This is a genomic window from Verrucomicrobium sp. BvORR034, assembly GCF_000739635.1.
Taxonomy (GTDB): Bacteria; Verrucomicrobiota; Verrucomicrobiia; order Verrucomicrobiales; family Verrucomicrobiaceae; genus Verrucomicrobium.
Window position 1 is genome coordinate 1 of sequence record NZ_BATQ01000099.1, and the last position, 23,909, is coordinate 23,909.

General features: G+C 59.2%; 21 protein-coding genes and 1 tRNA gene. 14 read left to right on the top strand and 8 right to left on the bottom strand.

Annotation, left to right across the window (positions count from 1 at the left end; all coding sequences use genetic code 11):
• The 5 genes from BV034_RS16565 to BV034_RS16585 all read left to right on the top strand — a co-directional run.
• Positions 1-541 (top strand): DUF1553 domain-containing protein (locus BV034_RS16565; RefSeq protein WP_265593088.1); only part of this gene is annotated, 541 nt, incomplete at its 5' end.
• Between the two features lie 34 nt (positions 542-575).
• Positions 576-1,052 carry a four helix bundle protein gene (locus tag BV034_RS16570; RefSeq protein ID WP_081887876.1) on the top strand — a complete coding sequence of 159 codons (477 nt, stop codon included), beginning with the start codon at positions 576-578 and terminating at the stop codon, positions 1,050-1,052.
• A gap of 44 nt (positions 1,053-1,096) precedes the next feature.
• Positions 1,097-2,521, top strand: a complete 1,425-nt coding sequence (locus BV034_RS16575) for a DUF1501 domain-containing protein (protein ID WP_050028115.1) — start codon at positions 1,097-1,099, stop codon at positions 2,519-2,521.
• Positions 2,522-2,591: 70 nt separating this feature from the next.
• Positions 2,592-5,702: a DUF1553 domain-containing protein gene (locus BV034_RS16580; RefSeq protein ID WP_265593089.1), complete on the top strand. Its 3,111-nt coding sequence runs from the start codon at positions 2,592-2,594 to the stop codon at positions 5,700-5,702.
• Positions 5,703-5,732: 30 nt separating this feature from the next.
• Positions 5,733-7,166 carry a DUF1501 domain-containing protein gene (locus tag BV034_RS16585; protein ID WP_343123294.1) on the top strand — a complete coding sequence of 478 codons (1,434 nt, stop codon included), beginning with the start codon at positions 5,733-5,735 and terminating at the stop codon, positions 7,164-7,166.
• A gap of 79 nt (positions 7,167-7,245) precedes the next feature.
• Here the strand turns inward: BV034_RS16585 and BV034_RS16590 are convergent, their stop codons facing one another.
• Positions 7,246-7,437: a hypothetical protein gene (locus tag BV034_RS16590; RefSeq protein WP_265593090.1), complete on the bottom strand. Its 192-nt coding sequence runs from the start codon at positions 7,435-7,437 to the stop codon at positions 7,246-7,248.
• Between the two features lie 131 nt (positions 7,438-7,568).
• On the opposite strand from BV034_RS16590, the gene BV034_RS16595 reads away from it, so the two are divergent.
• On the top strand, positions 7,569-10,034 hold the full coding sequence (locus tag BV034_RS16595; protein WP_050028119.1) for a CHASE domain-containing protein: 2,466 nt from the start codon (positions 7,569-7,571) through the stop codon (positions 10,032-10,034).
• A gap of 14 nt (positions 10,035-10,048) precedes the next feature.
• Positions 10,049-11,515 carry a sigma-54 dependent transcriptional regulator gene (locus BV034_RS16600; RefSeq protein WP_050028120.1) on the top strand — a complete coding sequence of 489 codons (1,467 nt, stop codon included), beginning with the start codon at positions 10,049-10,051 and terminating at the stop codon, positions 11,513-11,515.
• A 2-nt stretch (positions 11,516-11,517) separates the two neighbouring features.
• On the opposite strand, the gene BV034_RS16605 is transcribed toward BV034_RS16600, so the two are convergent.
• The 6 genes from BV034_RS16605 to trpC all read right to left on the bottom strand — a co-directional run bounded on the left by BV034_RS16605 (position 11,518) and on the right by trpC (position 16,948).
• Positions 11,518-12,765: a hypothetical protein gene (locus tag BV034_RS16605; protein ID WP_050028121.1), complete on the bottom strand. Its 1,248-nt coding sequence runs from the start codon at positions 12,763-12,765 to the stop codon at positions 11,518-11,520.
• Between the two features lie 182 nt (positions 12,766-12,947).
• Positions 12,948-14,192 (bottom strand): nucleotide pyrophosphatase/phosphodiesterase family protein, encoded by a 1,245-nt coding sequence (locus BV034_RS16610; protein WP_050028122.1) that lies wholly within the window; start codon positions 14,190-14,192, stop codon positions 12,948-12,950.
• A gap of 105 nt (positions 14,193-14,297) precedes the next feature.
• Positions 14,298-14,723, bottom strand: a complete 426-nt coding sequence (locus tag BV034_RS16615) for a hypothetical protein (protein ID WP_265593091.1) — start codon at positions 14,721-14,723, stop codon at positions 14,298-14,300.
• A gap of 165 nt (positions 14,724-14,888) precedes the next feature.
• A complete protein-coding gene (locus BV034_RS16620; protein WP_050028124.1) occupies positions 14,889-15,488 on the bottom strand; it encodes a hypothetical protein in 600 nt (199 codons plus the stop codon).
• Positions 15,489-15,545: 57 nt separating this feature from the next.
• Positions 15,546-16,145 (bottom strand): hypothetical protein, encoded by a 600-nt coding sequence (locus tag BV034_RS16625; protein WP_265593092.1) that lies wholly within the window; start codon positions 16,143-16,145, stop codon positions 15,546-15,548.
• Between the two features lie 8 nt (positions 16,146-16,153).
• Positions 16,154-16,948: an indole-3-glycerol phosphate synthase TrpC gene (gene trpC / locus BV034_RS16630; protein ID WP_050028126.1), complete on the bottom strand. Its 795-nt coding sequence runs from the start codon at positions 16,946-16,948 to the stop codon at positions 16,154-16,156.
• Positions 16,949-17,149: 201 nt separating this feature from the next.
• Here trpC and BV034_RS16635 point away from each other — a divergent pair.
• From BV034_RS16635 to BV034_RS16665, 7 genes are all read left to right on the top strand, one after another.
• A tRNA-Gly gene (locus BV034_RS16635) sits at positions 17,150-17,224 on the top strand.
• Positions 17,225-17,470: 246 nt separating this feature from the next.
• Positions 17,471-18,328, top strand: a complete 858-nt coding sequence (locus BV034_RS16640; RefSeq protein ID WP_050028127.1) for an STAS domain-containing protein — start codon at positions 17,471-17,473, stop codon at positions 18,326-18,328.
• A 19-nt stretch (positions 18,329-18,347) separates the two neighbouring features.
• Positions 18,348-18,701, top strand: coding sequence for an STAS domain-containing protein (locus BV034_RS16645; RefSeq protein WP_050028128.1), 354 nt, complete (start codon positions 18,348-18,350; stop codon positions 18,699-18,701).
• A 6-nt stretch (positions 18,702-18,707) separates the two neighbouring features.
• Entirely contained in the window at positions 18,708-19,112 is a 405-nt protein-coding gene (locus tag BV034_RS16650) for an anti-sigma regulatory factor (protein ID WP_050028129.1), read from the top strand.
• A 15-nt stretch (positions 19,113-19,127) separates the two neighbouring features.
• Complete coding sequence (locus tag BV034_RS16655; protein WP_050028130.1) at positions 19,128-20,123, top strand: SpoIIE family protein phosphatase; 996 nt, start codon at positions 19,128-19,130, stop codon at positions 20,121-20,123.
• Position 20,124: 1 nt separating this feature from the next.
• Positions 20,125-22,395, top strand: coding sequence for an ATP-binding protein (locus tag BV034_RS16660; RefSeq protein WP_050028131.1), 2,271 nt, complete (start codon positions 20,125-20,127; stop codon positions 22,393-22,395).
• Between the two features lie 56 nt (positions 22,396-22,451).
• Positions 22,452-23,330, top strand: coding sequence for an arylamine N-acetyltransferase (locus BV034_RS16665; RefSeq protein WP_050028132.1), 879 nt, complete (start codon positions 22,452-22,454; stop codon positions 23,328-23,330).
• Positions 23,331-23,421: 91 nt separating this feature from the next.
• Here BV034_RS16665 and BV034_RS16670 read toward each other — a convergent pair whose 3' ends face one another.
• The gene (locus BV034_RS16670) at positions 23,422-23,787 is read right to left on the bottom strand and encodes a YciI family protein (protein WP_050028133.1); all 366 of its coding nucleotides are present in this window, start codon (positions 23,785-23,787) and stop codon (positions 23,422-23,424) included.
• Positions 23,788-23,909: the final 122 nt, after the last annotated feature.

Below are 23,909 nucleotides of genomic sequence, written 5' to 3' on the forward strand. Positions count from 1 at the left end.
GAAGCCATATCAGCCCGAGGGGTACTATGAAAACCTCCAGTTCCCCGACCGGAACTATCTCGCAGAAACGGATGACCGCCAGTGGCGTCGCGGCGTGTACATGCACTGGCAGCGCACCTTCCTGCACCCCATGCTGGCCAACTTCGATGCGCCTATGCGTGATGAGTGTACGGCCAGTCGAACGGTGTCCAACACCCCGCAGCAGGCGTTGACTCTGCTCAATGACCCCACCTTCGTGGAAGCGGCCCGGGTGTTTGCGGAACGCCTGCTGAAGCTGGATGTTGCGGGTGACGACGCCCGGCTCAATGCCGCAATGGAACTGGCTGCGGGGCGGGCGTTGAATGGCGAGGAACGGGCTTCTTTGACTTATTTCCTCAATTCACAGCGGGAGCAGTTCAAGAGCGCTCCCGAAGATGCGGCCAAGGTGGTGAAGGCGGGCCTTTCGCCTGCGGTCACTGGACTGGACACCGTTGAGATCGCCGCGTGGACTTCGGTCGCTCGCGTGATGCTGAATCTCCAAGAGACTATCACTCGGTATTGAGCGGCCAAACTTCAAATTTCAAATACCAAACTTCATGGAATTTCCCAATCATGCAGCTGAGGACGATTGGTCAGCCTTGGAGCCTGCTGAGCTTGCAAACTCTCAGGAAGATGATTCATTCTCCGTGAATGAAGATGGTGAACAGTATGCTGTAGCCAAGCGGCCGTTTGATCTCGAAGAGCGAACAACTCAATTCGGGGCTGCGTCGGTTCGATTCTGCAAGAAGGTGCCTTTATGCCCGACCAACAATCGGTTGATTGATCAACTGGTTGGTGCTGCCACAAGTGTGGGCGCCAATTACATGGAGGCCAGTGAGCGCGTCTCAAAAAGAGATTTTGTATTTATCATCAGTCGTTGTGTAAAAGAGGCAAAGGAGGTCCGCTTCTTCCTTAGAATGATTGCGGTTTCAGAGCCTGAATTGGCGCCTGAGGCTCGTGCCCTTTACAAAGAAGCCAGCGAGTTGCTTTTGATCCTGGCCAAGATACGACGGGTCGCCGGGCAAAGTAGCTGAATTGAAGTTTGGCATTTGAATTTTGAAGTTTTCTTCTCTTCCCCATGTCCTCGCCATCCTATCACCCTGCGCCCCTTCTCCAACGCCGCGCGTTCCTGCAGCAGTCCGCCTATGGACTGGGCGGCATGGCACTCGCCAGCTTGTTGGAGCAATCTTATGCAGGCTCGTCATCAGAACGCTGGCGCGGGGCGGTGCTCAAGCCGCACGCTCCTATCAAGGCCCGGCGGGTCATCCATCTCTGCATGGCGGGCGGTCCTTCGCATCTGGAAACGTTCGATTGGAAGCCGGTCCTGAAGGATCTCGATGGCAAGGCATTTCCTGAATCCTTCACCAAAGGACAACAGCTCGCCCAGCTCCAAGGGGCGGAACTGAAGGCGAGGGGAGCGTTCTGCAACTTCACCAAACACGGACAGACGGGGAATGAGATCTCGGATCTCTTTCCCCACATGGCAGGAGTGGCGGATGAGTTGTGCATCATCCGTTCCATGCAGACGGAGCAGATCAATCACGATACGGCGCATGCGTTCATGAACAGCGGGTCCATCATCAAGGGGCGGCCGAGCATGGGCTCGTGGCTGCTGTACGGTTTGGGCTGCGAGACAGAGGAGCTGCCGGGGTTCGTGGTCTTGACATCTGCCGGCAAATCCGGGCAGCAGCCCATCTCCGCCCGCCAGTGGTCCAGCGGCTTTCTTGCCAGCAAATTTCAGGGCATCCTCTTCAATTCCAAAGGGAATGCGGTGCACTATCTGGGGAGTCCGGAGGGTGTCTGCCAGAGTACCCAGCGGCAGGTGGTGGAGGAGATCCAACGCATGAACGGCCTGCTGGGAGAGCAGCGGGTGGACCCGGAGATCCAGACCCGCATCGCGCAGTATGAGATGGCCTTCCGTATGCAGACCTCCGTGCCGGAACTCACTGACATGAAGAGCGAATCCAAGGAGGTGCTGGACATGTACGGGATCAAGGAGCCCGGCGATGGATCGTTTGCCAGCAACTGCCTGCTGGCGCGCCGCATGGCCGAGCGGGGCGTGCGGATGATCCAGCTCTACCACCGCGCGTGGGATCACCACGGCGGCATTGTGGACGGGATGAAGAGCGCGGCCCAAGACGTGGATCAAGCCAGCGCCGCCCTGATCAAGGATCTCAAACAACGGGGCCTGTTGGACGATACCCTGGTGCTATGGGGTGGGGAGTTTGGCCGCACGCCCATGGGGCAGGGGTCTGGTCGCGACCACCATATTCTCGCATTCAGCGTTGCCATGGCCGGCGGCGGAGTGAAGCCGGGAACTTACGGTACGACAGATGAGCTGGGCTACCGTGCGGTGGAGAACGTGGTGCCGGTGCACGATCTGCATGCCACGATGCTGCACCTTTTGGGCATTGATCACAAACGCATGACCGTAAAATTCCAGGGACTCGACATGCGACTCACTGGAGTCGCTGGAAACGTCGTCAAAGGCATCATCGCTTAAATGCGAGAAACAAGAAAAATCAGGCCGCGTGTCCTAACTGGGCGCGGCAGTGCCATTGAGACCTGACACCATGCCGATGACCGTCACACGCCTGCAATCGTTGTTGCTCCGGATCCTACCACTGATGGTTGGAGTTGGCGGCGTGACGGCGGCTGCTCCAGCGAAGGTACAGTTCAACAGAGATATCCGTCCTCTGCTTAGCGAGAACTGCTTCTACTGCCACGGCCCAGATTCCGCCACGCGCGAGGCGGGGCTGCGACTGGACAAGAGAGAGGATGCCATCAAAGAGGGGGCGATCATCCCTGGCGATGCTTCGAAGGGCACGCTCATGGAGCGAATCTTCACGCATGATGCCGACGACGCCATGCCTCCGCCGAAAAGCAATCGCCACCTGAGCGATGCGGATCGCGCCCTTTTGAAGCGTTGGATTGAGGAGGGCGCAGAATACGAAGCGCACTGGTCCTTCGTCCCGTTGAAGGGCGAGCAGCTATCCAGACTTGGTCAATCTGGAACCTCTGTCATCGATGCCGTGGTTACGGCCGGACTTGCGGGCAAGCACCTGCAGCTCCAACCCGAGGCCACACGTGAAACCTTAATCCGAAGGGTGAGCTTTGACCTCACAGGGTTGCCGCCGAGTGCGGCGGATGTGGAGGCCTTTATCAAAGACCCGGCACCGGATGCCTATGAACGACTGGTGGACCGGCTGCTACAGTCTCCTCACTACGGCGAGCGTATGGCTGTGGACTGGCTGGATATGTCGCGCTATTCGGACAGCTATGGCTTCCAGGTGGATCGTGAACGGGAGGTCTGGCCGTGGCGGGACTGGGTCATCAAGGCGTACAATGAGAACCTGCCCTTTGATCAGTTTGTTACTTGGCAGATCGCAGGGGACCTGCTCCCCCAGGCGACCGATGAGCAAATCCTGGCCACAGCTTTCAACCGGCTGCATCAGCAGGAGTCAGAGGGAGGCAGTGTGGAGGAGGAGTACCGGGTGGAGTATGTCGCGGACCGCATCCAGACGTTCTCCACTGCCTTCCTCGGCCTCACCATGGAGTGTGCCCGCTGTCACGATCACAAGTATGATCCCATCACGCACAAGGACTACTACTCGCTGTTCGCGTTCTTCCAGAACATCGATGAAGCGGGGCTGTACTCTTACTTTACCCCCTCGCAACCCACACCCACCTTGGCTCTGGTCGACAGTGCGACCAAAGAGCGCCTGAATGCCGCCAAGCGCAAAGTGGATGGTCTCAACGAGGACGGTGTTTACCTGGCTCTGAGCCTGGAAAACGGGTTCAAGAACTGGTGGCAGTTCCAGGAGGGTGCCGTGACGGCTAAAGGCGAAACAGCCCGTTTTGACCTGGATCAGCTGGAGGGAGGCAAGTCTCCCAATGCCCTGGATGAGAAGGGGGCAGCCGTGGTTAAAGGAGCCAATGCATTGATCGACGGGCGTCATGGGAAGGCTCTCAAGTTCACCGGAGACGACTCCATGGATCTTGGGCTGGGGAACTACAACCGGCACGAACCGTTCAGCATTTCCCTATGGTTGAAGACGCTGGATCGGAAAGAACGTGCGGTGGTGTTGCATCGTTCCCAAGCTTCCACCGATGCCGCGAGCCGGGGCTATGAACTTTTGATCGAGGATGGACGTCTCAAGTGGTCGCTCATTCATTTCTGGCCTGGAAACGCGGCTTCTGTGCGGTCGAAGGCAGAAGTGCCTCTGAACCAGTGGACCCATGTGACCGTGACCAATGACGGCTCCAGTACGGCTGGGGGGCTCAAGATCTATGTCAACGGCAAGCTTGCGAAGGTGGAAGTGATTCGCGACGCGCTGACCAAGGGCATCACGGGAGGTGGGCACGACAACATCTCGCTGGGGGAAAGGTTCCGTGATCGTGGGTTCAAAGACGGGGCCGTAGATGAAGTCCGGATTTTCAATCGCGAGGTGACGGCCTTGGAAGCGCTGTCGATCTTCGATCCCGAGGCTCCCAAAAAGGAGCTTCAGAATGAAAACCTCTGGCGGGAGTACTTTCTGACGACCGTGGATGATTCCTGGAGCCAGCACCTGACCGCCCTGCAAGCGGCACGGGCTGAGTCTTATGGTCTTCAAGACGGGACCAAGGAGATCATGGTGATGAAGGAGCTTCCTGAGCCGAAGAAGGCCTACGTCCTGTTCCGGGGAGAATATACCCAGCGCCGGGATGAAGTCACTGCCAACACGCCCGAGGCCCTGCCTCCGATTCCCGCAGGACAGCCCAAGAACCGCCTGGGATTGGCCCGTTGGCTGACCAGTCGGGAAAATCCGCTGCTGGCGAGAGTTTCCGTGAACCGTATGTGGCAGGGGCTGTTCGGCCGGGGACTCGTGAAGACGTCTGAGGATTTCGGGAGCCAGGGCGAGCGCCCGTTGTACCCTGAACTGCTGGACTGGCTGTCATGGCATTTCATGGAGTCGGGGTGGGATGTGAAAGGTCTGATGAAGACGATGGTCATGTCTCGCACCTACCGTCAGCAGAGCATCGGCAGCCTGGAGGTCATGACCGACGATCCAGACAACCAGTGGCTGGCGCGCGGACCTCGCTTCCGGCTGCCGGCGGAGATGATTCGTGACAACGCCCTGTTTGCGAGCGGCCTGCTTGCCCCACAGGTGGGAGGTCCCCCGGTGAATCCTTACGAGATGGAAGAGGCTTTCAAGCCCGCGCAACCTTCAGCAGGGCAGGGAGTATACCGTCGCAGTCTGTACACCACGTGGCGTCGCACCAGTCCTCCGCCCGCCATGATTGCCTTCGATGCCCCGCGTCGGGCCGTTTGTTCCGCCAAGCGTGAAAGGACCGATTCTCCGCTACAAGCCCTCATTCTGCTGAACGGCACGCAGTATGTGGAAGCGGCGCGGATGTTGGGTGCCAAGTTGTACAAGGAGCAGGGCGGGAGTGTCGAAGCCATGGTGGATGCCGGCTTCATGACCTGCTTGGGACGCATGCCGGACGCCCGCGAGCGGGAAGTCTGCATGCGCCTCTACCAGGAGGAACTGGAAGATTACCGGAAACAACCTGAACTGGCGGCCCTGCTTCTGAATGTGGGCGCGGCAGACAAAGACACTTCGATTCCCGATCCCGAGGCGGCAGCCGCCATGGTGCTGGCACAAGTTTTGTTGAACCATGACGTGTGCGTGGTGAAGCGATAGGCCCTGACTCTTATGAACTCGACCCTTGATATGCCTCCATCTGGATTGCCCACGCGACGGCAGTTCCTCAACCGCTTTGGCATGGGTCTGGGCGGGGTGGCCTTGGCAGAGATGCTGGCGACCCAGCAAGGTGCGGCGGCGGCCATGGCAGAAAGCGGCGGGGTGTTGGGTGCTCCTCATCTGGCCCCCAAGGCCAATCGGATCATCTACCTTTTCATGTCCGGTGGGCCGTCCCAACTGGATCTGCTGGACTATAAGCCGTTGCTCAACGAGCGGCATGGCGAGCAACTGCCGGATTCGGTACGTGGAGGGCAGCGTCTGACCGGCATGTCAGGCAATCAGTCGTCCATTCCCCTGGTTGGTTCGCCGTTCAAGTTCCAGCAGTATGGGCCGTCGGGGACCTGGATGAGTGAGCTTCTCCCGCACACTGCCAGCATCGCAGGGGATATTTGCGTGGTTCGATCCCTCTACACCGAAGCGATCAATCACGGCCCGGGCGTGACCTTCCTCCAGACCGGCTCACAGATTGCCGGACGTCCCAGCATGGGAGCCTGGCTGAGCTACGGACTGGGTCAGGACAATGCGAACCTGCCCTCGTTCGTGGTGTTGATCACCAAGGGGAAGGGAGGGCAGCCTCTGGGAGCGCATCTCTGGGGCAGCGGCTTCCTTCCCACCAAACATCAAGGAGTGCTTTTCCGTGCAGCCGAGGATCCTGTGCTCTATCTGGGCAATCCCGCCGGCATCACGGATGCGGGCCGCAGGCGCATGCTGGATCGGCTGATGGAGCTTCACGAACACCAGCTCGAACTGACGCCGGATGTAGAGATTCAGAACCGGATCGCCCACTATGAAATGGCGTACCGGATGCAGTCCAGCATCCCGGAGGTCACCGACACCTCGGATGAACCTCAGCATGTACTGGACTCCTACGGGCCCGATGTGAAGACGCCCGGCACCTTCGCTGCGAACTGCCTGCAAGCTCGTCGTCTGGCGGAGAAGGGCGTGCGCTTCATCCAACTCTACCATCAGGATTGGGACCATCATGGTGGCCTGCCAGGGGAGCTCCCCAAGCTGTGCCATGAGACCGATCAGCCAGCCGCTGCACTCGTGAAGGATCTCAAACAACGCGGCCTGCTGGATGATACCCTGGTGGTCTGGGGTGGGGAGTTTGGCCGCACCAACTATTGCCAGGGCAAGATCCAGTCAAACTTCGGTCGTGATCACCATCCCCGCTGCTTCAGCGTCTGGATGGCAGGCGCGGGCGTCAACGCAGGAACCACGTACGGAGAGACCTGCGAGTTCGGGTATAACGTGGTCAAAGACGGCGTACACATCCACGACTTCCACGCCTCACTTCTTCATCTGCTTGGTATCGATCACGAGAAGCTGACCTACAAGTTCCAGGGGCGTCGCTACCGGCTGACCGATGTGCACGGGCACTTGGTCAAAGGGATGATGGCGTAGGGGAGTTTTCAGTTTTCAGCTTGAGCCTCCCAAGTGTCAGCATGCGGGGCTGAAAACTTGAAACTGAAAACTGAAAACTTCACTGGGGATCATCAACTCCTTCATCCCCCTGCGACAAGTCTTCCTTGCGGTGGAGCGGGGCTGTATCGGTCTTGTCCACGCTGGCAAGGTCATCATTTTGCCGTGCGACCTCGCTCTTCTGTAGCTTCTGGTGTTTGCTCTCGTCATCTTGATTGACGAAGCCCTGTGAGGAGGGTGGGGTGACTTTCATGGACTTGGTGTTTGAACGGAGATCGTCCCTCACCGGGTTCATGGCGGTAGGGAGCGTGAGGCTCCCAAGGGGGAAGCTGCTAAAAATGGCACGGGTGGTGCTTCTTTTAGGAAGGCTCGACCACCGTAAAGATGCCCAAACCGCCTCAACCTCAACTGACTGCCAAGGCCTCAGCGCTGGCCGTGCTCAGTCTGGGGCTGGCTCTGACGGTCTGGGTCAGTGGATTGCTCTGGAAGGGGAATCAACGGGCCTGGGAGGAGGAGGTTCGGCGACTCGGCCAGGATCGAGCCGAGCTGCTCCGGGGCCAGGTGCTGCGATCCATGGAGGTGCTGCACGCCATGGTGGCACTGTATGTGGCAAGGGGGGGCGAGGTGACTCGGACAGAGTTTCGGGACTTTGTGAATGAGGCCTTGGCGCGGCAGCCGGAACTGCAGGCTCTGGCGTGGGATCCCCGCGTGGCAGGGGGTGATCGCGAGGCCTGGGAATCCCGCGCTCGACAGGAGGGCTTCCCCAACTTCCACTTCACAGAAGAAAAGTCCGAAGGCCACATGGGCCCGGCCCAGGTTCGGGAGGAGTACTTTCCTGTATTCTATCTGGAGAGCTTGCAACGCAACGCTCAAGCATTGGGTTTCGACGTGGGGTCCGAGCCCACCCGCCGCTCGGCTCTGGAGCAGGCGCGGGACACCGGCACGGCGACAGCCACGGCGCCCATCCGGCTTGCGCAGGAGACAGGATCGCAGCGGGGCTTCCTTGTCTTCGAGCCGCTTTATCGCGGTCAGGCGGCTTCGGTGGAGGAAAGACGGTTGCATCTGCAAGGCTTTGCCACCGCCGTGTTCCGCATTGGAGACATGGTGGAGATGTCATTGCGTCATGCCAGCAATCGGGAGATCCTCCTGACTGTGCGGGATCTCGCAGACGGCCAGTTGATCCATCGGCAGGACGGCACGCGCCTGAAGGGAGCGCCGGTTTGGAAAACTACGCTGGACGTGGCCGGGCGACGGTGGGCCCTCCTCTTCGAGCCCGCTCCGGGCTTCTCCCGCTTTCGTACTGATGGCATGCCCTGGGTGGCATTGGGGGCAGGCAGTCTCATCTCCGTCTTGCTGGCCGGCCATCTGTGGTCTCTGGCCCGACGCGCCGCAGAGATTCGCGAGTCGAATGCGGTCCTGCTCAATGAGGTGGGGATTCGGAAGGCGGCCGAGGCCGCGGCGGAGGCGGCCAACCAGGCGAAATCGGAGTTCCTGGCCAACATGAGCCACGAGATCCGCACGCCCATGAACGCCATTCTGGGCTACTCCCAGATCCTCGCGCGTGAGCCCACCTTGCACCCTTTCCATCGCGATGCGGTGGCCACCATCCTTCACAGCGGGGACCATCTGCTGCACCTGATCAATGAGATTCTGGATCTCTCGAAGATCGACGCCGGCCGGATGGAGCTCTCTCTGACCGAGTTTGATCTCACCGCCACCCTCCGGGATCTGGAAGGCATGTTCCAGCAGCGGTGCGAGGAGAAACAGCTGGGATTGCGACTGGAACTGTCCGGTCCGGATCAGCCGTTCATGGTGAAAGGGGATGAGGGCAAGCTTCGCCAGGTGTTGATCAATCTCCTGGCCAATGCAGTGAAGTTCACCAGCCGTGGGCGGGTGACGCTCCGAGCCCTGCCGGGTGATGCCGACGTGTGGCGCTTTGAGGTGGAGGACACTGGCACCGGTATCAGCGAGGAGATGCGAGAGAAGATCTTTGAGCCGTTTCAGCAAGGGGGAGCCGCCACGGTGCCGGGGGGCACTGGGCTGGGCCTTGCCATCGCCCGGAAGCAGATGGAGATCATGGGCGGCAGTCTCACCGTGCGTTCAGAGGTGGGGCGGGGATCCTGCTTCAGCGCCACGCTGGCGCTCCCGCAGACCGCAGCGGCGCGGTCTGGAAACGGCCGACACGCCACGCCGCGAGTGCTGCACCTGGCCGCAGACTACAAGGTGCGGGCGCTGGTGGTCGATGATATCGCCGAGAATCGTGAGGTCCTGGCCACGCTTCTGACTCTGGTGGGTTGTGAGGTGGTACTGGCTGAAAACGGACGTCAGGCCATCGAAGTCGTGCGCGTCTCGAGGCCGCAGATCGTTTTCATGGATATGCGCATGCCTGAGCTCGATGGCGTCGAAGCCACCCGGCGGCTGGTCGAAGAGTTTGGCAGCATGGGACTTAAGATTGTTGCCACCTCCGCCTCCGCCCTGGCGCATGAGAGAGAGGCTTATCTCAAAACCGGGTGTGATGACTTCGTTGCCAAGCCATTCCGGGCGGAGCGCATCTATGGATGCATGGAGACGCTGCTGGAGGTGAAGTTCGAATACGAGCCTCTGCCCAACGGTATGAGCAGCTGGGAGGAGTCTGTAGATCTTCGACAAGTGAGCCTGCCCGAAGAGCTGGCCACCCGTCTCACCATGGCCGCAGAACTGCACAGCGCCACGGTGTTGAAGGGATGTCTCGTCGAAATGGAGCAACTGGGACCAGCCGGGGAACGTCTGGCGCAGCATCTCCGGGAGTTCCTGGCCAGCTATGACATGAAGACCATCCAACGCATTGTGGCGCAAATCCCCGTCACCTGACCGAACTCACCTGCATGATCCGTCAACGCATCCTCATCGCCGACGACACCCCGGCCAGCCTCAGCCTCATCAGCAATGTCCTTGAACCCCGGGGATACGAGATTCTCGCGGTTTCCAACGGGAGGGATGCGCTCCAGCTCGCTCCCAAGGCCAAACCAGATCTCATTTTGCTGGATGTGATGATGCCGGGTCAGGATGGGTTCATGGTCTGTCGCGAGCTCAAAGCAAGCGATGAGACTCGCAATATCCCCGTCATCTTTGTCACCAGCCGCAATGAGATCGAAAGCGTGGTGCGTGGGTTTCAAGTGGGGGCGGTGGACTACATCTACAAGCCCTTTCAGGCCCAGGAGGTGGTCACCCGCGTGGCGACCCACCTGAAGCTCAGCCTGCTCACCCGCGAGCTCCAGCAGCGCAATGACGAGTTGGAGCGGGAGATCCTGAAACGTCGCGAGGCGGAGCAGGCGCGGGACAAGGCTGCGCAACGCCTCTCCAGTCTGGCGACACGTGAAGCCCAGCGCTGGGGACTCGGCGGATTCGTCGGCGAGAGCCCGCACCTGCGGCGCATTTTGGACGACATCAACCGGCTTCAACAGTTCGGCAAAACCAGCGTGCTGATCACTGGGGAGAGTGGGACGGGCAAGGAGCTGGTGGCTCGCGCGGTGCATCATCACAGCCCCCGTGCAGATGGACCCTTCGTCGCCGTGAACTGCGTGGCGGTGCCCGGTGAGCTGGCGGAGTCACTTTTCTTTGGCCACCTGAAAGGCAGTTTCACAGGAGCCACCAATGATCGCAAAGGGTACTTCGAACTGGCTGATGGAGGGACATTGTTCCTTGATGAAATTGGCGACATGCCAGCCGCGCTCCAAGCCAAGCTGTTGCGCGTGCTGGAAGATGGGGAGGTGACCCCAGTGGGTGGCACCAAGCCGCGCAAGGTGGATGTTCGTGTGGTGAGCGCCACCAATGCGAACCTCCAGGACAAGATTGCCTCCGGTGACTTCCGTCAGGACTTGTACTTCCGGCTGGCTCGCTACTCGGTGCACACGCCCCCGCTTCGGGAGCGGGCCGAGGATTTGTCATTGCTGTCGTCTCACTTCTTAAGCCTGTTTGCTGGAGAGATGGGCATGACCGCTCCCACGCTCAGCCGTGAGGCGCTTGCGGTACTGGGAAATTACGCCTTTCCCGGAAATGTGCGCGAGCTGAAAAATGTCATCGAACGGGCTCTTATCCTCAGTGGTGGGGAGATCATCAAGAAGGAGCACCTGCAATTGCTGGAACCTTCGGGCGACAGACCCGCACCACACCGTTCAGCTGTCTCAATCTCGGCTTCGGAAGGGATCCCGTTCAACCTCGAAGAGGCGGAACAGGTCTTGATTCAACGAGCCCTGGAGCAGACAGGCGGCAACGTTGCCGAAGCCGCTCGATTGCTGGATGTTAACCGCAGCCGCATCTACCGCCGTTTCCCGCATCTGGCCAAGGGGTAGGGCTATTGGCCCTTGGGAAACAAGGCGTTGATTTCTGCCTGGGTCGCAGGGTCAAACTTTTCGACGGGCACCTCAAACACGACGCCGTCTGCGGCGCGCTTGAATCGGGCCGTGGCGGCATTGGCAAAGCCTTCCAGGCTTGCACTCAGCACCCGGCCATCCGCGCTTTTCCAGTCCTTCACGGGAGTGGGCAGTGCTGCTGCCGTTGAGGCAGGGGCAGGTGAGGGAGCCGGAGCGACTGCGGGAGCGGGTGCTGGAGTGGGGGCCTCTGGCGGAGTCATCTCCGTTGCGGCCGCAGGTGGGGTACTGGTGGGGGCGGTCGGAGCGGTGGGTTCAGGAGCCTTGTCAGTAGCGGCAGCAGCAGTCGGGCGCTGGTTTGACGCCTCGGCACTCTTGGGCTCTTTCACTTCAAAGTAGGTGAACAGGACATCCTTGGAGTTGGCACCTTTGTGAACCTCTGGCGCGGTGGTTTCATCGGCTGTGCCGGGCCCGGTGAGGACTCGATCATAGAGGGCGATTCCGCGGACACCCACGGCCACCTTTTCGGGTTTGTCAGGCAGCGTTGCCACACAATGCTGCGCCACACCCCAGGCGGCTTCGCCCATGAACTCCTTGGCTTCGTCCGTGTACTTCCGCAACTCTGGCACATGGACGAGAAAGGCGCAGGTGTCTTCGGCAAGGTGACAGAAGGTGATGAACTCTCCGCCAGATAGGGACACGGAGCGTTTCTTGGAAGGTTCGATGCCAACGTCACGCAGTGACTTGAGTTTGGAAGAAAACTCCGCAGCCAGCTTCTCAGCCTCCGGTGAGTTTCCGTGGGCGACTCCCTCGTTGTTCGTCGTGATTTTGCGATTTGCCGAGTCGAACAAAGCCTCTTCGGCGCTCTTCGAAGAGCTTCCCAGATCAAACCCATCTTTCGGAGCAACCAAAGCCCCTACCGAAATGAAGGCTGCCCCAATCATTCCGAGCACCGCCCAGGCGAACGCCGGAATGAAGAAGAACGTGTGCCGCTTGCGGTACACTGCGGGGCGACCAGTGGCTGGATCGAGATAAGTGTTGTCAACGGTCTTCCCGATGGTCTTGGCGTAGAGCAAGACGCACAAGGCTGAGGCCCAGGCGCCCCCGACAGGTGACCATGCCAGCGACAGATTCATCATGGCCACGGCTGCCGCTGCAGCAATAGAGCCGACGAAAAAGCCAATGACTGCAAAGACGGGAATGAGAATGCCGTGACCGCTGAAGAAGATCATGGGAAGGACGGGTGGGGGAGTTGACCAGCACAAAGGGTCAATCATTTGACCTTGGCGCTGCAACATGCATAGCCGCAGCGGCTCCCCAATGGCAAGCCACATTTTAGTCGAACCGTAGGGAGAATAGCTCCTGGCGGGTTTTTCTTTAGAAGAAGCAGATCATTGCCTCCATTAGCTGTCCTTCACGGAGCCAGCACTCCGACAGATAGTGCCCCTGTCCCGTCGTTCTCAGCAGGTTCAATCCCGAGCGTGGTACAGATCAGATCGTACACCTCCGTGTTGGCAAATTCCGGTACGGCGACACCGCGTCGATAGGAGGGTCCCCAAGCGATGAAGGTGGCTCCCATCGAGGGTAGTTCTGGGGGAAATCCATGCGTTGCCTTCAAGAAGGTGCGTCGCTCCTCCTCGGTTCGGACTGGTTTCCGTACGATGCTCCAGCCCTCATCTGCCACCAGGACAACGGGGGGGATTCTTCGATGGCCCGTGAAATGCCAGCGCTCAGGAACATCACTGGCCAGGTAAGCTTTGAAGCGGGCCTCTGGCTTGTTCAACTTTTCGACAAGAGCCTCCGGAGTGCCTTCCTTGGGCCGCAGGCCCGACACCGCGCCAGTGGAGTCTACTTCGACGGTCTTGATATCGATGAAGTCCGCAAGGTTGATGATGCGGTCGGGGCTGACTTCGGTCATTCCATGATCCGCCACGCAGATGAGATGCACCCGGTTCTCCAGACCGAGTTGTTTGACACCCGCGAGCAATTGCCCCAAGGCTTGGTCCACTACCTTCACGGCTTCAGTCGTTTCGGGAGCGTCTGGGCCGTATTTGTGACCTGCTGAGTCGGCTTCATGGAAATACAGGGTCACCAGTCGGGGCCGCTCTCCTTCAGGACGCCCCAGCCATTCCAGCACGGTTGACACTCGCTTTTCTGCAGTGACGCTGCCGTCGTAGTCACGCCAGTCATGAGGACGGCGGCCCAGGATTTCGGCTTCAGATCCTGGCCAGAACATGCAGGCGGAACGGAGGCCCTGGCGCTCCGCCGTGATCCAGACGGGCTCGCCTCCCCACCAGCGTCCTTCCTTGACCGCCGGGCTGCCCAGGGAGAATTTGGCGTCAAACTCCGGGTCGTACATGCTGTTACCCACGATGCCATGCCGGGCTGGGCGGAGACCCGTTACCAAGGTATAGAGATTGGGGAAGGTGAGGGAGGGAAAGCTGGGCACCATCCGCGGCGTGGTCACGCCCTCGGCGGCCAGCTTGTTGAGCAGAGGCGGCTGGAATTTCTGCAGGTAGTCGGATCGAAAGCCATCAAGCCCCACGACAATCACGATCCGGTTGTTCTCCGGTTTGGGCAGTAATCCCCAGGCATAGATTCCCAGCGCTACGAGCGCCGTGGTGGCGAGGAGGGAGATCAGAACACGTCGAGGGGACATCGGCTATTTGATGGGCGGGAACTCGGTGGCAAACCACAAGTTAACCGCTACGGCCAACACTTCAAATGGCAGCGCGAAACGGCGACGTCACTTGAACAGGCGCGATCACTGCCAACTGGCCAGATTGTCCTTCCAAGTGGCAGGGTCTCCGTCTTTTCCGCCAGACCAGATGATGACGCCACTGCTCAGCGTTTCTGGTTGGGTCTTGTTTTCTGACTGAGGATCCCGGATGGTGCCATCCCCATCGTAGTCGATGCAAATGCGATAAGGTTGTCCGTAGATATCCACCATGCGAGGAACGCCCGCACTGTCCACGAGGTAACCGCCTTTCCCGCCTCTGGCGGCATAGGGATCCAAAAAGCGCACCTTCCTCGGATTGAGCTCGGAGTCTTCCGCCATCAGAGCTTTCAAGATCTTGCCTTCACTGAGCATGGGGGTCTCGTCCGCATTGGCTGTCGCCAACGGATATCTGTTGTATTCTGTCTGGTAGCCCTTGATCGCGATCTCCAGGCCTTTGAAGGAAGATCTCATGGCGTGGAGGGCCTGTGCTTTCTGCTCAGCAGAACGATCAAATTGAAGTATGAGGACGGCGATCGAGATGAACAGCAAAAGGCACACGACGAGGATTACTGCCCTCAGCGCCACCCAACCCTCGTTGGGTGCAGACTTATCGTCATCCATGGGAGTCATCGCTGATTACCAGCTCACCAAATTGTCCGCCCAAGTGGCAGGATCCAGGTCGGGACCTGCGGAGTAGACCAGAACGCGAGCTCGAATCTGTTTCAACTGGCCATCCCTGGGATCTGGATTGGGAGTCGTCCCATCCCCATCGAGGTCCATGACCAGAAAGAAGGTGGTGCCGTTGGAATCCACCGTCCTTATCGTCGCCGCGTTGCTCTGATCGAGACCTGCCTTGCCGGTCCTGGCAGCGGGCGGGTCGTAGAAGCGGATCTTGCGTGGGTTGAGCAGGCTCTCGGCACCCAGGATGGCGGCGACTGTTTCGCCCTCAGCAGGAATCGAGACCGTTTCCGCCAAGGTGCCGGGATCAGAGACGGGAAAGTGGCCGTACTCCTTCAAATAGCTCTCGATCCCAGTGGCGAGGGATTTCATCGCAGCCTGTTCTCGTATGGCGGAGCCGCTGGCGAGGAAAGTGGCGGCCACGATGGCGAGGACGAGGATGGTCAGGACGCTGCCGGCAGCCATCCACAAGACCGGTCGCACAATGCGCAACCGGCCGCTCTTGGACGGGCGGTCGGGTTTCACTGCCTCGTCCCCAAAAGTATCGGGTAGATCCATGTTGAAAATTGCACCATGGAATGTGCCTGACGTCAATGCGTTCCAGAGCGTACCAGGTTACCAACTGGTCAGGTTGTCCTTCCAAGTCTTGGCGTTCCCATCCGCCCCCAGGCTGTAGATGAGCAGGGACCCTGACAGTAGTTTCTTGTCAGCAGGGGCAGAGGGGTCCGGATTCGGAATTTTACCGTCGCCGTCCAGGTCAAACAACACCTGAAACGGCCGTCCGAACTGGTCCGTCAATCGGACCTGGCCCCTGGAATCTCTGTAGAGCCCTCCTCGCTGGGTCGGCGCAGAAGGGAGCGCCAGGTACACGGTGCCCCGGGTGTTCAGTTCGCCCGTCTGCCCCGTCAGTGCTCCCAGCCATACTCCTTGTGTAGGATGCGCCTGGGACTCGTCCTTCCAAGCGGGTTCCAGAGGCAGCTGGAACTGCTCCAGCCGATAAGCGTTGACCGCCAGATCCAGGGCCTTCATGGAGGTCCGGTCGATCGGGGCCTCCAGCTGCTTTGCCAGCAGGGTACGGGAGATGGGTGGGACCACCACCTTCGCCAGGACGACGACGATGGTGATGAGCAGCAACCACTTCATGGTGCCCAGTGAGGCCCGACGGGCGCCCTGAGGACGACGACTGGGGATGCTGCGTCTGGGAGTGCGGGACATTCTCCTGACTACTCTTCGTCCAAGGCCATTTCCACACGCAACGCACGCGCCATCTGCAACGGATTCTCCGCTCTCATGAGCGTCTCACCCACCAGGAGGGCATTGGCACCGGCGATGGCCAAGCGGGCCGCGTCGTCCACGCTCTTGATACCGCTCTCGCTCACCAGGATGACATCGTCCGGCACTTCTTCAGCAAGCGCTTCCGTTGTGGCGAGATCCACGGTAAAGCTCTTCAAGTTCCGGTTGTTGATCCCGAGGATCCGCACGTCGGTGGCCAGCGCGCGTTCCAGTTCCGGCAGATCGTGTACTTCCATCAACACGTCCAACTGGCAGCTGTGAGCAACCTCCAGGAGATGCTCCAGTGTGGGCTGATCCAATGCAGCGACGATGAGCAGGATGGCGTCTGCTCCAGCGACGACTGCCTCATGGATCTGCACTTCGTGAATGATGAAGTCTTTCCGCAGGACAGGGATGCTCACTTCCTGCCGGATCGTGGTCATGTACTCCAGGCGGCCTTGGAAGTACTTTTCGTCAGTCAGGACAGAGAGGGCATTGGCCCCGCCTTTTTCATAGGTGCGGGCGATCGTCAGGTAATCAAAGTTGGGCTGAATGACCCCGGCAGAGGGGCTGGCCTTCTTGACCTCGGCGATCAATCCCAAACGGGTGGGATCGGCTCGAAGCGCATCGTAGAGGGATCGGAAATCATCGCGACCCATGGCGGCAAGCCGCAGCTTCTCGGCCCGGGGCAGCAGGCGTTCTACTTCCTTGTGCTTGGTGGCAATGATCTCGTCGAGCTTGTTCATGAAAAGGGGACCTCTGTAGTATGAAGAGGGGGACCGTAAACCTGCCCTGCCTCAGGGGACTTGCAAGCAGGAGAGTCATGGTGATCAATCAAACGCATTCACCGCGTACTCCGGCAATGATCTGCAGAACCAAAACATTTTTAGCACTTTCAGCTTGAAACGATTCTGATTCTCGCCACACTAACAGTCCGCAACGCAATTGCGGGTGTAGCTCAGTGGTAGAGCACTTCCTTGCCAAGGAAGATGTCGCGCGTTCGAATCGCGTCACCCGCTCCATTGCCCCGTCCCATAGACGGGGCTTTTTTTGTGTCTATTGCCAAAACATGAGCTCCGATTTCTGTGGGGGAGAGTAAAAATTTGCGGTCGATACAACCAGCAGCCCCAAGCAGCTACGATGAGTTGAGTCTGGCTGCGCCCGTGTATGCCCGCGCAAGAAGGTGTAAACTTTCTGCAACAACCCATTGCAAAACCCCATATAAGTTCGAGCCTGAAATATTCCCCCACTGTCTTTTTCCTAACTTTATGAGCAGCAGCGTACTGGCGACGGTCATCAGCAACGGTCAGGAAGACCTTTTGAAAGAATGGGTCCAGCAGCAACTTCAAGCGGAGGGAATGCGGCGGGACTTGATCAAGGTCGAGGAATTAACCGCCCAGTCGCGCGAGTTTCTTCAGCGGTTTCAAGGGGCTGTGGGCTCCGGTGATCTCCTCAACATTCGATCAATGGGCTGGTCGCCGGTGCTTGAGTCTATTGGCGAGCTCTCCCGGCAACGCGGTCGTATGGGCTTCACCCCCACGGAGACGGCCCTGTTTGTGCTGTCGCTCAAGGCACCTCTCACCCGGCTCCTCCGGGAGGCTCACAAAGATGACCCCATCAAGTTCATCGAGGAAATCACAGTGGTCGGTGAGCTGCTCGACAAGCTGGGGCTCTTTACCATGGAGGTGTTCCTCCAGTCGAGGGAGGAAGTAATCATCCGCCAGCAGGAGGACATGTTGGAACTTTCGACCCCTGTCGTCAAACTCTGGGATGGTATCGTGGCGCTTCCCATCATTGGCACGCTGGACAGCGCCCGCACCAGCGTGGTGATGGAGTCTCTTCTGCAGCGCATTGTGGAGACGGGATCTGAGATTGCGATCATTGACATCACCGGCGTTCCGACTGTTGACACCCTGGTGGCCCAGCATCTTCTCAAGACGGTCGCTGCCGCGCGGCTCATGGGAGCGGACTGCATTATCAGCGGTATCCGTCCGCAGATTGCGCAGACGATGGTGCACCTTGCCATCGACCTGAGTGCCGTCACCACCAAGGCCACTCTGGCCGAGGCCCTCAAGACGGCCCTGCAGCGCAATGGCATGAAAGTGGTGTCGAGTTCCGCAGTATAAATTCCGCCCAAAAACAGACATGCAGGAACGGATTCCAATACTGCAAATGGGAAGGGTGTTGCTGGTCACGATTCAGGTGGACATGCATGACCGGCTCGCGCTTCAGCTTCAGGACGATCTCACTAACAAGATCAGTGAGAGCGGGGCCAAGGGGGTTCTGATCGACATTTCCAGTTTGGAAATGGTGGACTCCTTCATTGGGCGCGTGTTGGCGAACATCTCCTCCATGGCCAGTGTCCTGGACGCCAAGACGGTGGTGGTGGGTATGCAGCCTGCTGTGGCCATCACCCTCGTGGAGCTGGGCCTCTCGCTTAATGGCGTGCTGACGGCCCTCAATGTCATGAAGGGGATGAAGCTCCTTGAGAGGGAATAAGCCACCATGCCTGTATTGAATAGCGAAGTTTTACCTGTCCGGGGCGAAGGGGACATCGTGAGCGTACGTCAGGCGGTGCGGAAATGGGCCGTCGAGATCAAGTGCTCCCTGGTGGACCAGACGAAGGTGGTAACCGCAGCGAGTGAACTCGCTCGGAACCTCCTCATTTACGGCGGCGGCGGTGAGGTGCGTCTTGAGAAACTGCAAGAAGGCTTGCGAGGAGGAGTGCGGGTTACGTTCGAGGACAAAGGTCCTGGCATCCCCGACATTCCGCAGGCTCTTTCTGACGGCTTCACCTCTGGCAGCGGGATGGGCCTGGGACTCGGAGGTGCCAAAAGGTTGGTCAACGATTTCAGCATTGAATCTGAAGTGGGCAAAGGGACTCGCGTCACGATCACAAAGTGGAAATAAGTCCTGCGGGAGCCTATGGCACAATCCATCTACATCCCCGTCGAGGAGCAACATCAGGAGGGAGAGGCCAGGCGTATGGCGGCCTCATGGGCCACGGACAGGGGCTTCACTCAGGAGCAGCGGTCCAAGCTTTCACTGGTGATCGCGGAGCTTGCCAGGAATCTGGCGTTGCACACGACCTCTGGCGGATTCCTTCTGCTTCGCCAATTCGAAATTCCATTTAAAGGGGTGGAAATCCTCTGTCTGGATCGGGGACCAGGGATGGCCAACTTCGCTGCGTGTTTAAGAGACGGCTATTCTTCGGCGGGCACGGGCGGGATGGGACTGGGGGCGATTGTGCGTGCGTCAGAGAAGTTTGATGTTCATTCGCAGCCATCGGTCGGCACTGCCTTGATGTGCGACCTCTTTCTGGACAAGGCGCAGAAGCCAGCGACCAGCAAAACTGGGCTGGTCAACGTGGCCAAGAAAGGTGAGACAGTGTCTGGTGACGCCTACGGCTTTCACGAACTCCCCGGTGGGAGGGCTCGTATGATCGTCGCCGACGGTCTGGGCCACGGACCTCTGGCGGCAGAAGCTTCGAATTTGGCAATCAGAGTGTTCGAAGATGGTCACCATATGGACTTGGTGCCCTTGCTGGAGCGCATGAACCTCGCGTTAAAAGCGACTCGCGGGGCTGCGGTGGCGATTGCAGAGGTCAGTTTCGGCCAGGAAAAAGTGAGATATGCAGGGGTCGGCAACATCTCTGGCGTCATTGCCACGATGGACAAATGCACGCACCTTGTATCCCACAACGGCACTGTGGGAGGATCATTTCACAAGCCGCGGGAGTTTGTGTATGATTGGTCGCCCGACTCGATGCTGATCATGAATTCGGACGGGCTGAAAGGTCACTGGCATTTGGAGCGATACGCTGGGCTCCAGCAGAAACACCCCGCGCTCGCCGCTGGCATCCTTTTCCGCGACTTCAATCGAGGCACCGACGACAGCACGGTGGCCACTCTCCGATCCTAAGATGAGCTCTGCCCCTGAGACACTGCAGCTTCTGGCCGTGGAATTGCGGACGGAGCATGATCTTGTGCTCTGCCGCCAACGTGCCCGACAGCTGGGGGAGGCCTTGGGGTTCGACCGTCAGGCGCAGACGGCCATTGCCACCGCCGTCTCTGAGATTGCGCGCAATGCCTACGACTACGCTGGCGGTGGGCGCATTGAGTTCAAAGTGCAGACGGCAGCACACGTCTCCCGCAATCCGCACCGGGCTTTGCAGAGCCTGGTGGTGGTGGTGAAAGACAAGGGCAAAGGCATCCCCAATCTCCAGAAAGTTCTGACTGGGGAGGTTGTTTCCACGACGGGGCTCGGACTGGGCATCCCAGGGTCGCAACGTCTCATGAACGAGGTGGAGTTTGACACGTCTGTCAGGGGCACCACGGTGACGATGCGGAAACACCTCCCACCCCTGGCAGCGCGCCACACGGGCATCCAGCTTCAAGCCATCGTTGACAACATCGGCTCACAGCGTTCATCCAGCACCCTGGAAGAGATTCAGTGGCAGAACCAGGAGCTCATGCGGATCATGGCCAACATGGAGGATCAGCAGAAGGCCATCACGCGGGCGAACAAGGAGCTCGAGGAGACCAATACTGGGGTTCTAGCCCTCTACGATGAGCTGGAAACGCTCCATCGGGTGGGCCTCCTCCTGGCAACCAAAGTGGAACTCAAAGATCTCATCCAGGCGGTGGTGGATGCCACCACGGAGCTGACGATGGCGGATTTTGGCCTGTTTATTCTGAAGGAACAGGATGCCCCGGCATGGACGCTCATTGCCAAAGCAGGCAAGCGGAGCTCTGTCCTCCACCAGTTGCCTTCAAAGTATGACGATGATCATTTCACCACCCAGTTTGGGGAGGGGGAGCTTCTCAAGGTGGAAGATTTGCATTCCATGCCTTCTGAGTTTGTGAAAGGCAATCCTCTTATCCTGGCGTTGACCGGCATGCTGCCCGTCAAGGCATTCCTGGCGGTGCCGGTTATCGATGGCCAGGGACAGTTCCTGGGAACGCTGGTGTTCGGCAGCGAACGGGCTTCGATTTTCACAGAAAGGAGCGAACGCATCGTTTCCAGTATCGCCGTCCAGGCTGTCGTCGCCATTGAGAAAGCCAGACTCTTTGACAGCGTCAAGGCGGCGAGTGAGGCGAAGGACCGTTTCCTCGCGATGTTGAGCCATGAGCTGCGCACCCCGCTCAATCCCGTGCTCGCCATCGTGTCGAGCTTGTATGACGATTCGACACTGCCAGCGGCCTACCGGGAAGATATCGCCACGGTGCTGCGCAACGTGCAACTGGAGGCCCGGATCATTGACGATCTGCTGGACTTCCAGCGGCTGATCAACGGGAAGCTCGACCTCAGGGCTGAACCAGTGAATCTCCATGACATGATTCACAATGTCCTGGAGATCTGCCAGCTGGACATCGTACAGAACAAACATCATCTGAGTTTGCACCTGAATGCCACCCAGGTGACCGTTTCCGGAGATTCAGCCCGTCTCCAGCAGGCGCTGTGGAACATCTTCAAGAATGCGATCAAATTCACTCCTCCCGGTGGAACCATCTCTGTCTCCACCAGCAACAGGGATCAGAATCGTCTGGCGATTGTGATTTCCGACAGTGGTCGCGGCATTGCGGCGGAAGCGCTTCCGGGGATTTTTGATGCCTTCGAACAGGGCGACCGAAACGTGAATGCCGAGTTTGGAGGCTTGGGGCTGGGATTGGCCATCACCCGAACCTTTGTCGAGAAGCACGGCGGGTCGGTGCAGGCGAGCAGCGGAGGTTTGGATCAAGGGGCCACGATTACGGTAGAGCTGCCCTGGATAGCTCTCGAAGCGGGGGACTCTGCGGGGGAAGCCACAGGTCGTAGTGCGGAAAAAATCCCTTCTCATGCGGCAGCGCTCCTGCTGGTGGATGACCATGTGGACACTCTGACCACCCTGGCAAGACTGCTTCGCAAGCGCGGTTACAAGGTGGCCACTGCCTCCACCTGCGGGGCAGCGCTGGAACTGGCCACGACGCAGCCATTCGACATTGTGGTGAGCGATCTGGGCCTCCCGGACCGATCGGGGATGGAGTTGATCGAGGAAATAAGAAAGACTTCGGACGTTCCGGCCATCGCGCTCAGCGGCTACGGCATGGAGTCAGACGTGGCTGACAGCCTCAAGGCTGGCTTCACGACCCACCTGACGAAGCCGGTGCGAATTGAGATGCTGCACCAGACCATCGAGCGGCTGCTGACGTAGCGGGAGAAGAGGTGTTGAACATTTTAGGTCGACACAATGTCTCTTTGCCCCTGCGAATGATTGCCGATTCTCTCTCCATCCCGTTGCTAGGTCGTATCCTCGACCGACTTGAGATTGACCACCCTGCCTCGCCAACGCCTGAGGCGCTGAGGGCGGTGTACGGTGCCTGGTGTCAGAAGGTGCCTTTCGACAACGCACTCAAGCTCACACATGTGCGGGCAGGGGATCCGGGGCCGCTGCCTGGAGGGGCGGCAGGATCGTTTTTTGACGGGTGGCTGCGATACGGTACCGGCGGTACTTGCTGGTCGAGTGCGGGTGCGTTGCAATCGCTTCTCCAGGTCTTGGGCTTCGATGCAATCCGAGGGGTGGCGACCATGATGGCGGTGCCGGATCTGCCTCCCAACCACGGCACCGTAATTGTCACTGCAGCAGGTACTCGCTTCCTGGTGGATTCCGCCCTATTGCATGTGCAGCCCTTGCAATTGAAGGCAGAGGGGGCGGCGCAGGTGGAGCACGGTGCATGGGGCTGCCGGTCTGTGTGGGAAAAGGGGCGCTGGCACATCCATTGGCGGCCCGTGCATCAGCCTGAGGGCCTAGTCTGCCGGCTGGAGTCCTGGGGTGCCACAGGAGACGACTATCGTGCACGGTACGATGGCACGCGGGGTTGGAGCCCCTTCAACTACAGTGTTTATATCCGGAAGAATCGTGGCGAGAATGTCATTGGTCTGGCCTTCGGTAACAGGGTCACGTTGCACGCCGATGGTCGTGTTTCAGAGGAGCCCATTCGGGATTCAAATCACCGCAATGAAATGCTGGTGGAGGAGTTTGGGCTTGCTGAAGAAGTGGTGAATGATCTCCCGGAGGACCGGCCACTTCCGCCGCCTCCGGGTTCAAGGTCAGCCCAGGTGGAGGAGAAAGTGACCATCCCCACCTGATGAGACCAACTTGGTGCGGTGTGGGGTAAAGCAAACCCGCGAGCATGGGCTCATGCTCGCGGTCGCATCATCAGGTCATACTGGGCATTCTTCACACCGCCTCGCAATTGCCGACGATGTGGGGGCGCACCTCCATGGCGCCTCCTGCCTTGAGGCCGGGAAATCTCGCGGCAATCTGCAGGGCCTCATCGAGGCTTTCGCACTCCAGCGTGTCAAATCCGCCGAGCACTTCTTTGGTCTCGGCAAAGGGGCCGTCCGTCATGATGACTTTCCCATCCTGCATACGGAAGGTATGGGCGGTGGAGCCGGGCTGGAGGGCAGAGCCGTGAGGGCTTTTGCCGGCTCTGACCAGGTCGTCATGCCATTCGCCGCATTCTTTGTGGATTTGATTCTGTTCGTCCTTGGACAGGGCATAGAACTTCTTTTCGTCGAGGTAGATAAGGCAGGTGTATTGCATGGTGGTCGCAGATTGAATTCACCCTTTGGTCGATTGTGGTCGCCAGCTTTCGACACGTGACCAGATTTTTTTGAGATTTGAGTGGGTCGCATCGTCATGGGAAAAATCCCATTGCCAGTTCT

Coding starts and splice junctions, on each gene's coding strand:
- BV034_RS16570 (WP_081887876.1), top strand. CDS start 576: ATGGAATTTCCCAATCATGCAGCTGAGGACGATTGGTCAGCCTTGGAG.
- BV034_RS16575 (WP_050028115.1), top strand. CDS start 1,097: ATGTCCTCGCCATCCTATCACCCTGCGCCCCTTCTCCAACGCCGCGCG.
- BV034_RS16580 (WP_265593089.1), top strand. CDS start 2,592: ATGCCGATGACCGTCACACGCCTGCAATCGTTGTTGCTCCGGATCCTA.
- BV034_RS16585 (WP_343123294.1), top strand. CDS start 5,733: ATGCCTCCATCTGGATTGCCCACGCGACGGCAGTTCCTCAACCGCTTT.
- BV034_RS16590 (WP_265593090.1), bottom strand. CDS start 7,437: ATGAAAGTCACCCCACCCTCCTCACAGGGCTTCGTCAATCAAGATGAC.
- BV034_RS16595 (WP_050028119.1), top strand. CDS start 7,569: ATGCCCAAACCGCCTCAACCTCAACTGACTGCCAAGGCCTCAGCGCTG.
- BV034_RS16600 (WP_050028120.1), top strand. CDS start 10,049: ATGATCCGTCAACGCATCCTCATCGCCGACGACACCCCGGCCAGCCTC.
- BV034_RS16605 (WP_050028121.1), bottom strand. CDS start 12,765: ATGATCTTCTTCAGCGGTCACGGCATTCTCATTCCCGTCTTTGCAGTC.
- BV034_RS16610 (WP_050028122.1), bottom strand. CDS start 14,192: ATGTCCCCTCGACGTGTTCTGATCTCCCTCCTCGCCACCACGGCGCTC.
- BV034_RS16615 (WP_265593091.1), bottom strand. CDS start 14,723: ATGAGATCTTCCTTCAAAGGCCTGGAGATCGCGATCAAGGGCTACCAG.
- BV034_RS16620 (WP_050028124.1), bottom strand. CDS start 15,488: ATGGATCTACCCGATACTTTTGGGGACGAGGCAGTGAAACCCGACCGC.
- BV034_RS16625 (WP_265593092.1), bottom strand. CDS start 16,145: ATGTCCCGCACTCCCAGACGCAGCATCCCCAGTCGTCGTCCTCAGGGC.
- trpC (WP_050028126.1), bottom strand. CDS start 16,948: ATGAACAAGCTCGACGAGATCATTGCCACCAAGCACAAGGAAGTAGAA.
- BV034_RS16640 (WP_050028127.1), top strand. CDS start 17,471: ATGAGCAGCAGCGTACTGGCGACGGTCATCAGCAACGGTCAGGAAGAC.
- BV034_RS16645 (WP_050028128.1), top strand. CDS start 18,348: ATGCAGGAACGGATTCCAATACTGCAAATGGGAAGGGTGTTGCTGGTC.
- BV034_RS16650 (WP_050028129.1), top strand. CDS start 18,708: ATGCCTGTATTGAATAGCGAAGTTTTACCTGTCCGGGGCGAAGGGGAC.
- BV034_RS16655 (WP_050028130.1), top strand. CDS start 19,128: ATGGCACAATCCATCTACATCCCCGTCGAGGAGCAACATCAGGAGGGA.
- BV034_RS16660 (WP_050028131.1), top strand. CDS start 20,125: ATGAGCTCTGCCCCTGAGACACTGCAGCTTCTGGCCGTGGAATTGCGG.
- BV034_RS16665 (WP_050028132.1), top strand. CDS start 22,452: ATGATTGCCGATTCTCTCTCCATCCCGTTGCTAGGTCGTATCCTCGAC.
- BV034_RS16670 (WP_050028133.1), bottom strand. CDS start 23,787: ATGCAATACACCTGCCTTATCTACCTCGACGAAAAGAAGTTCTATGCC.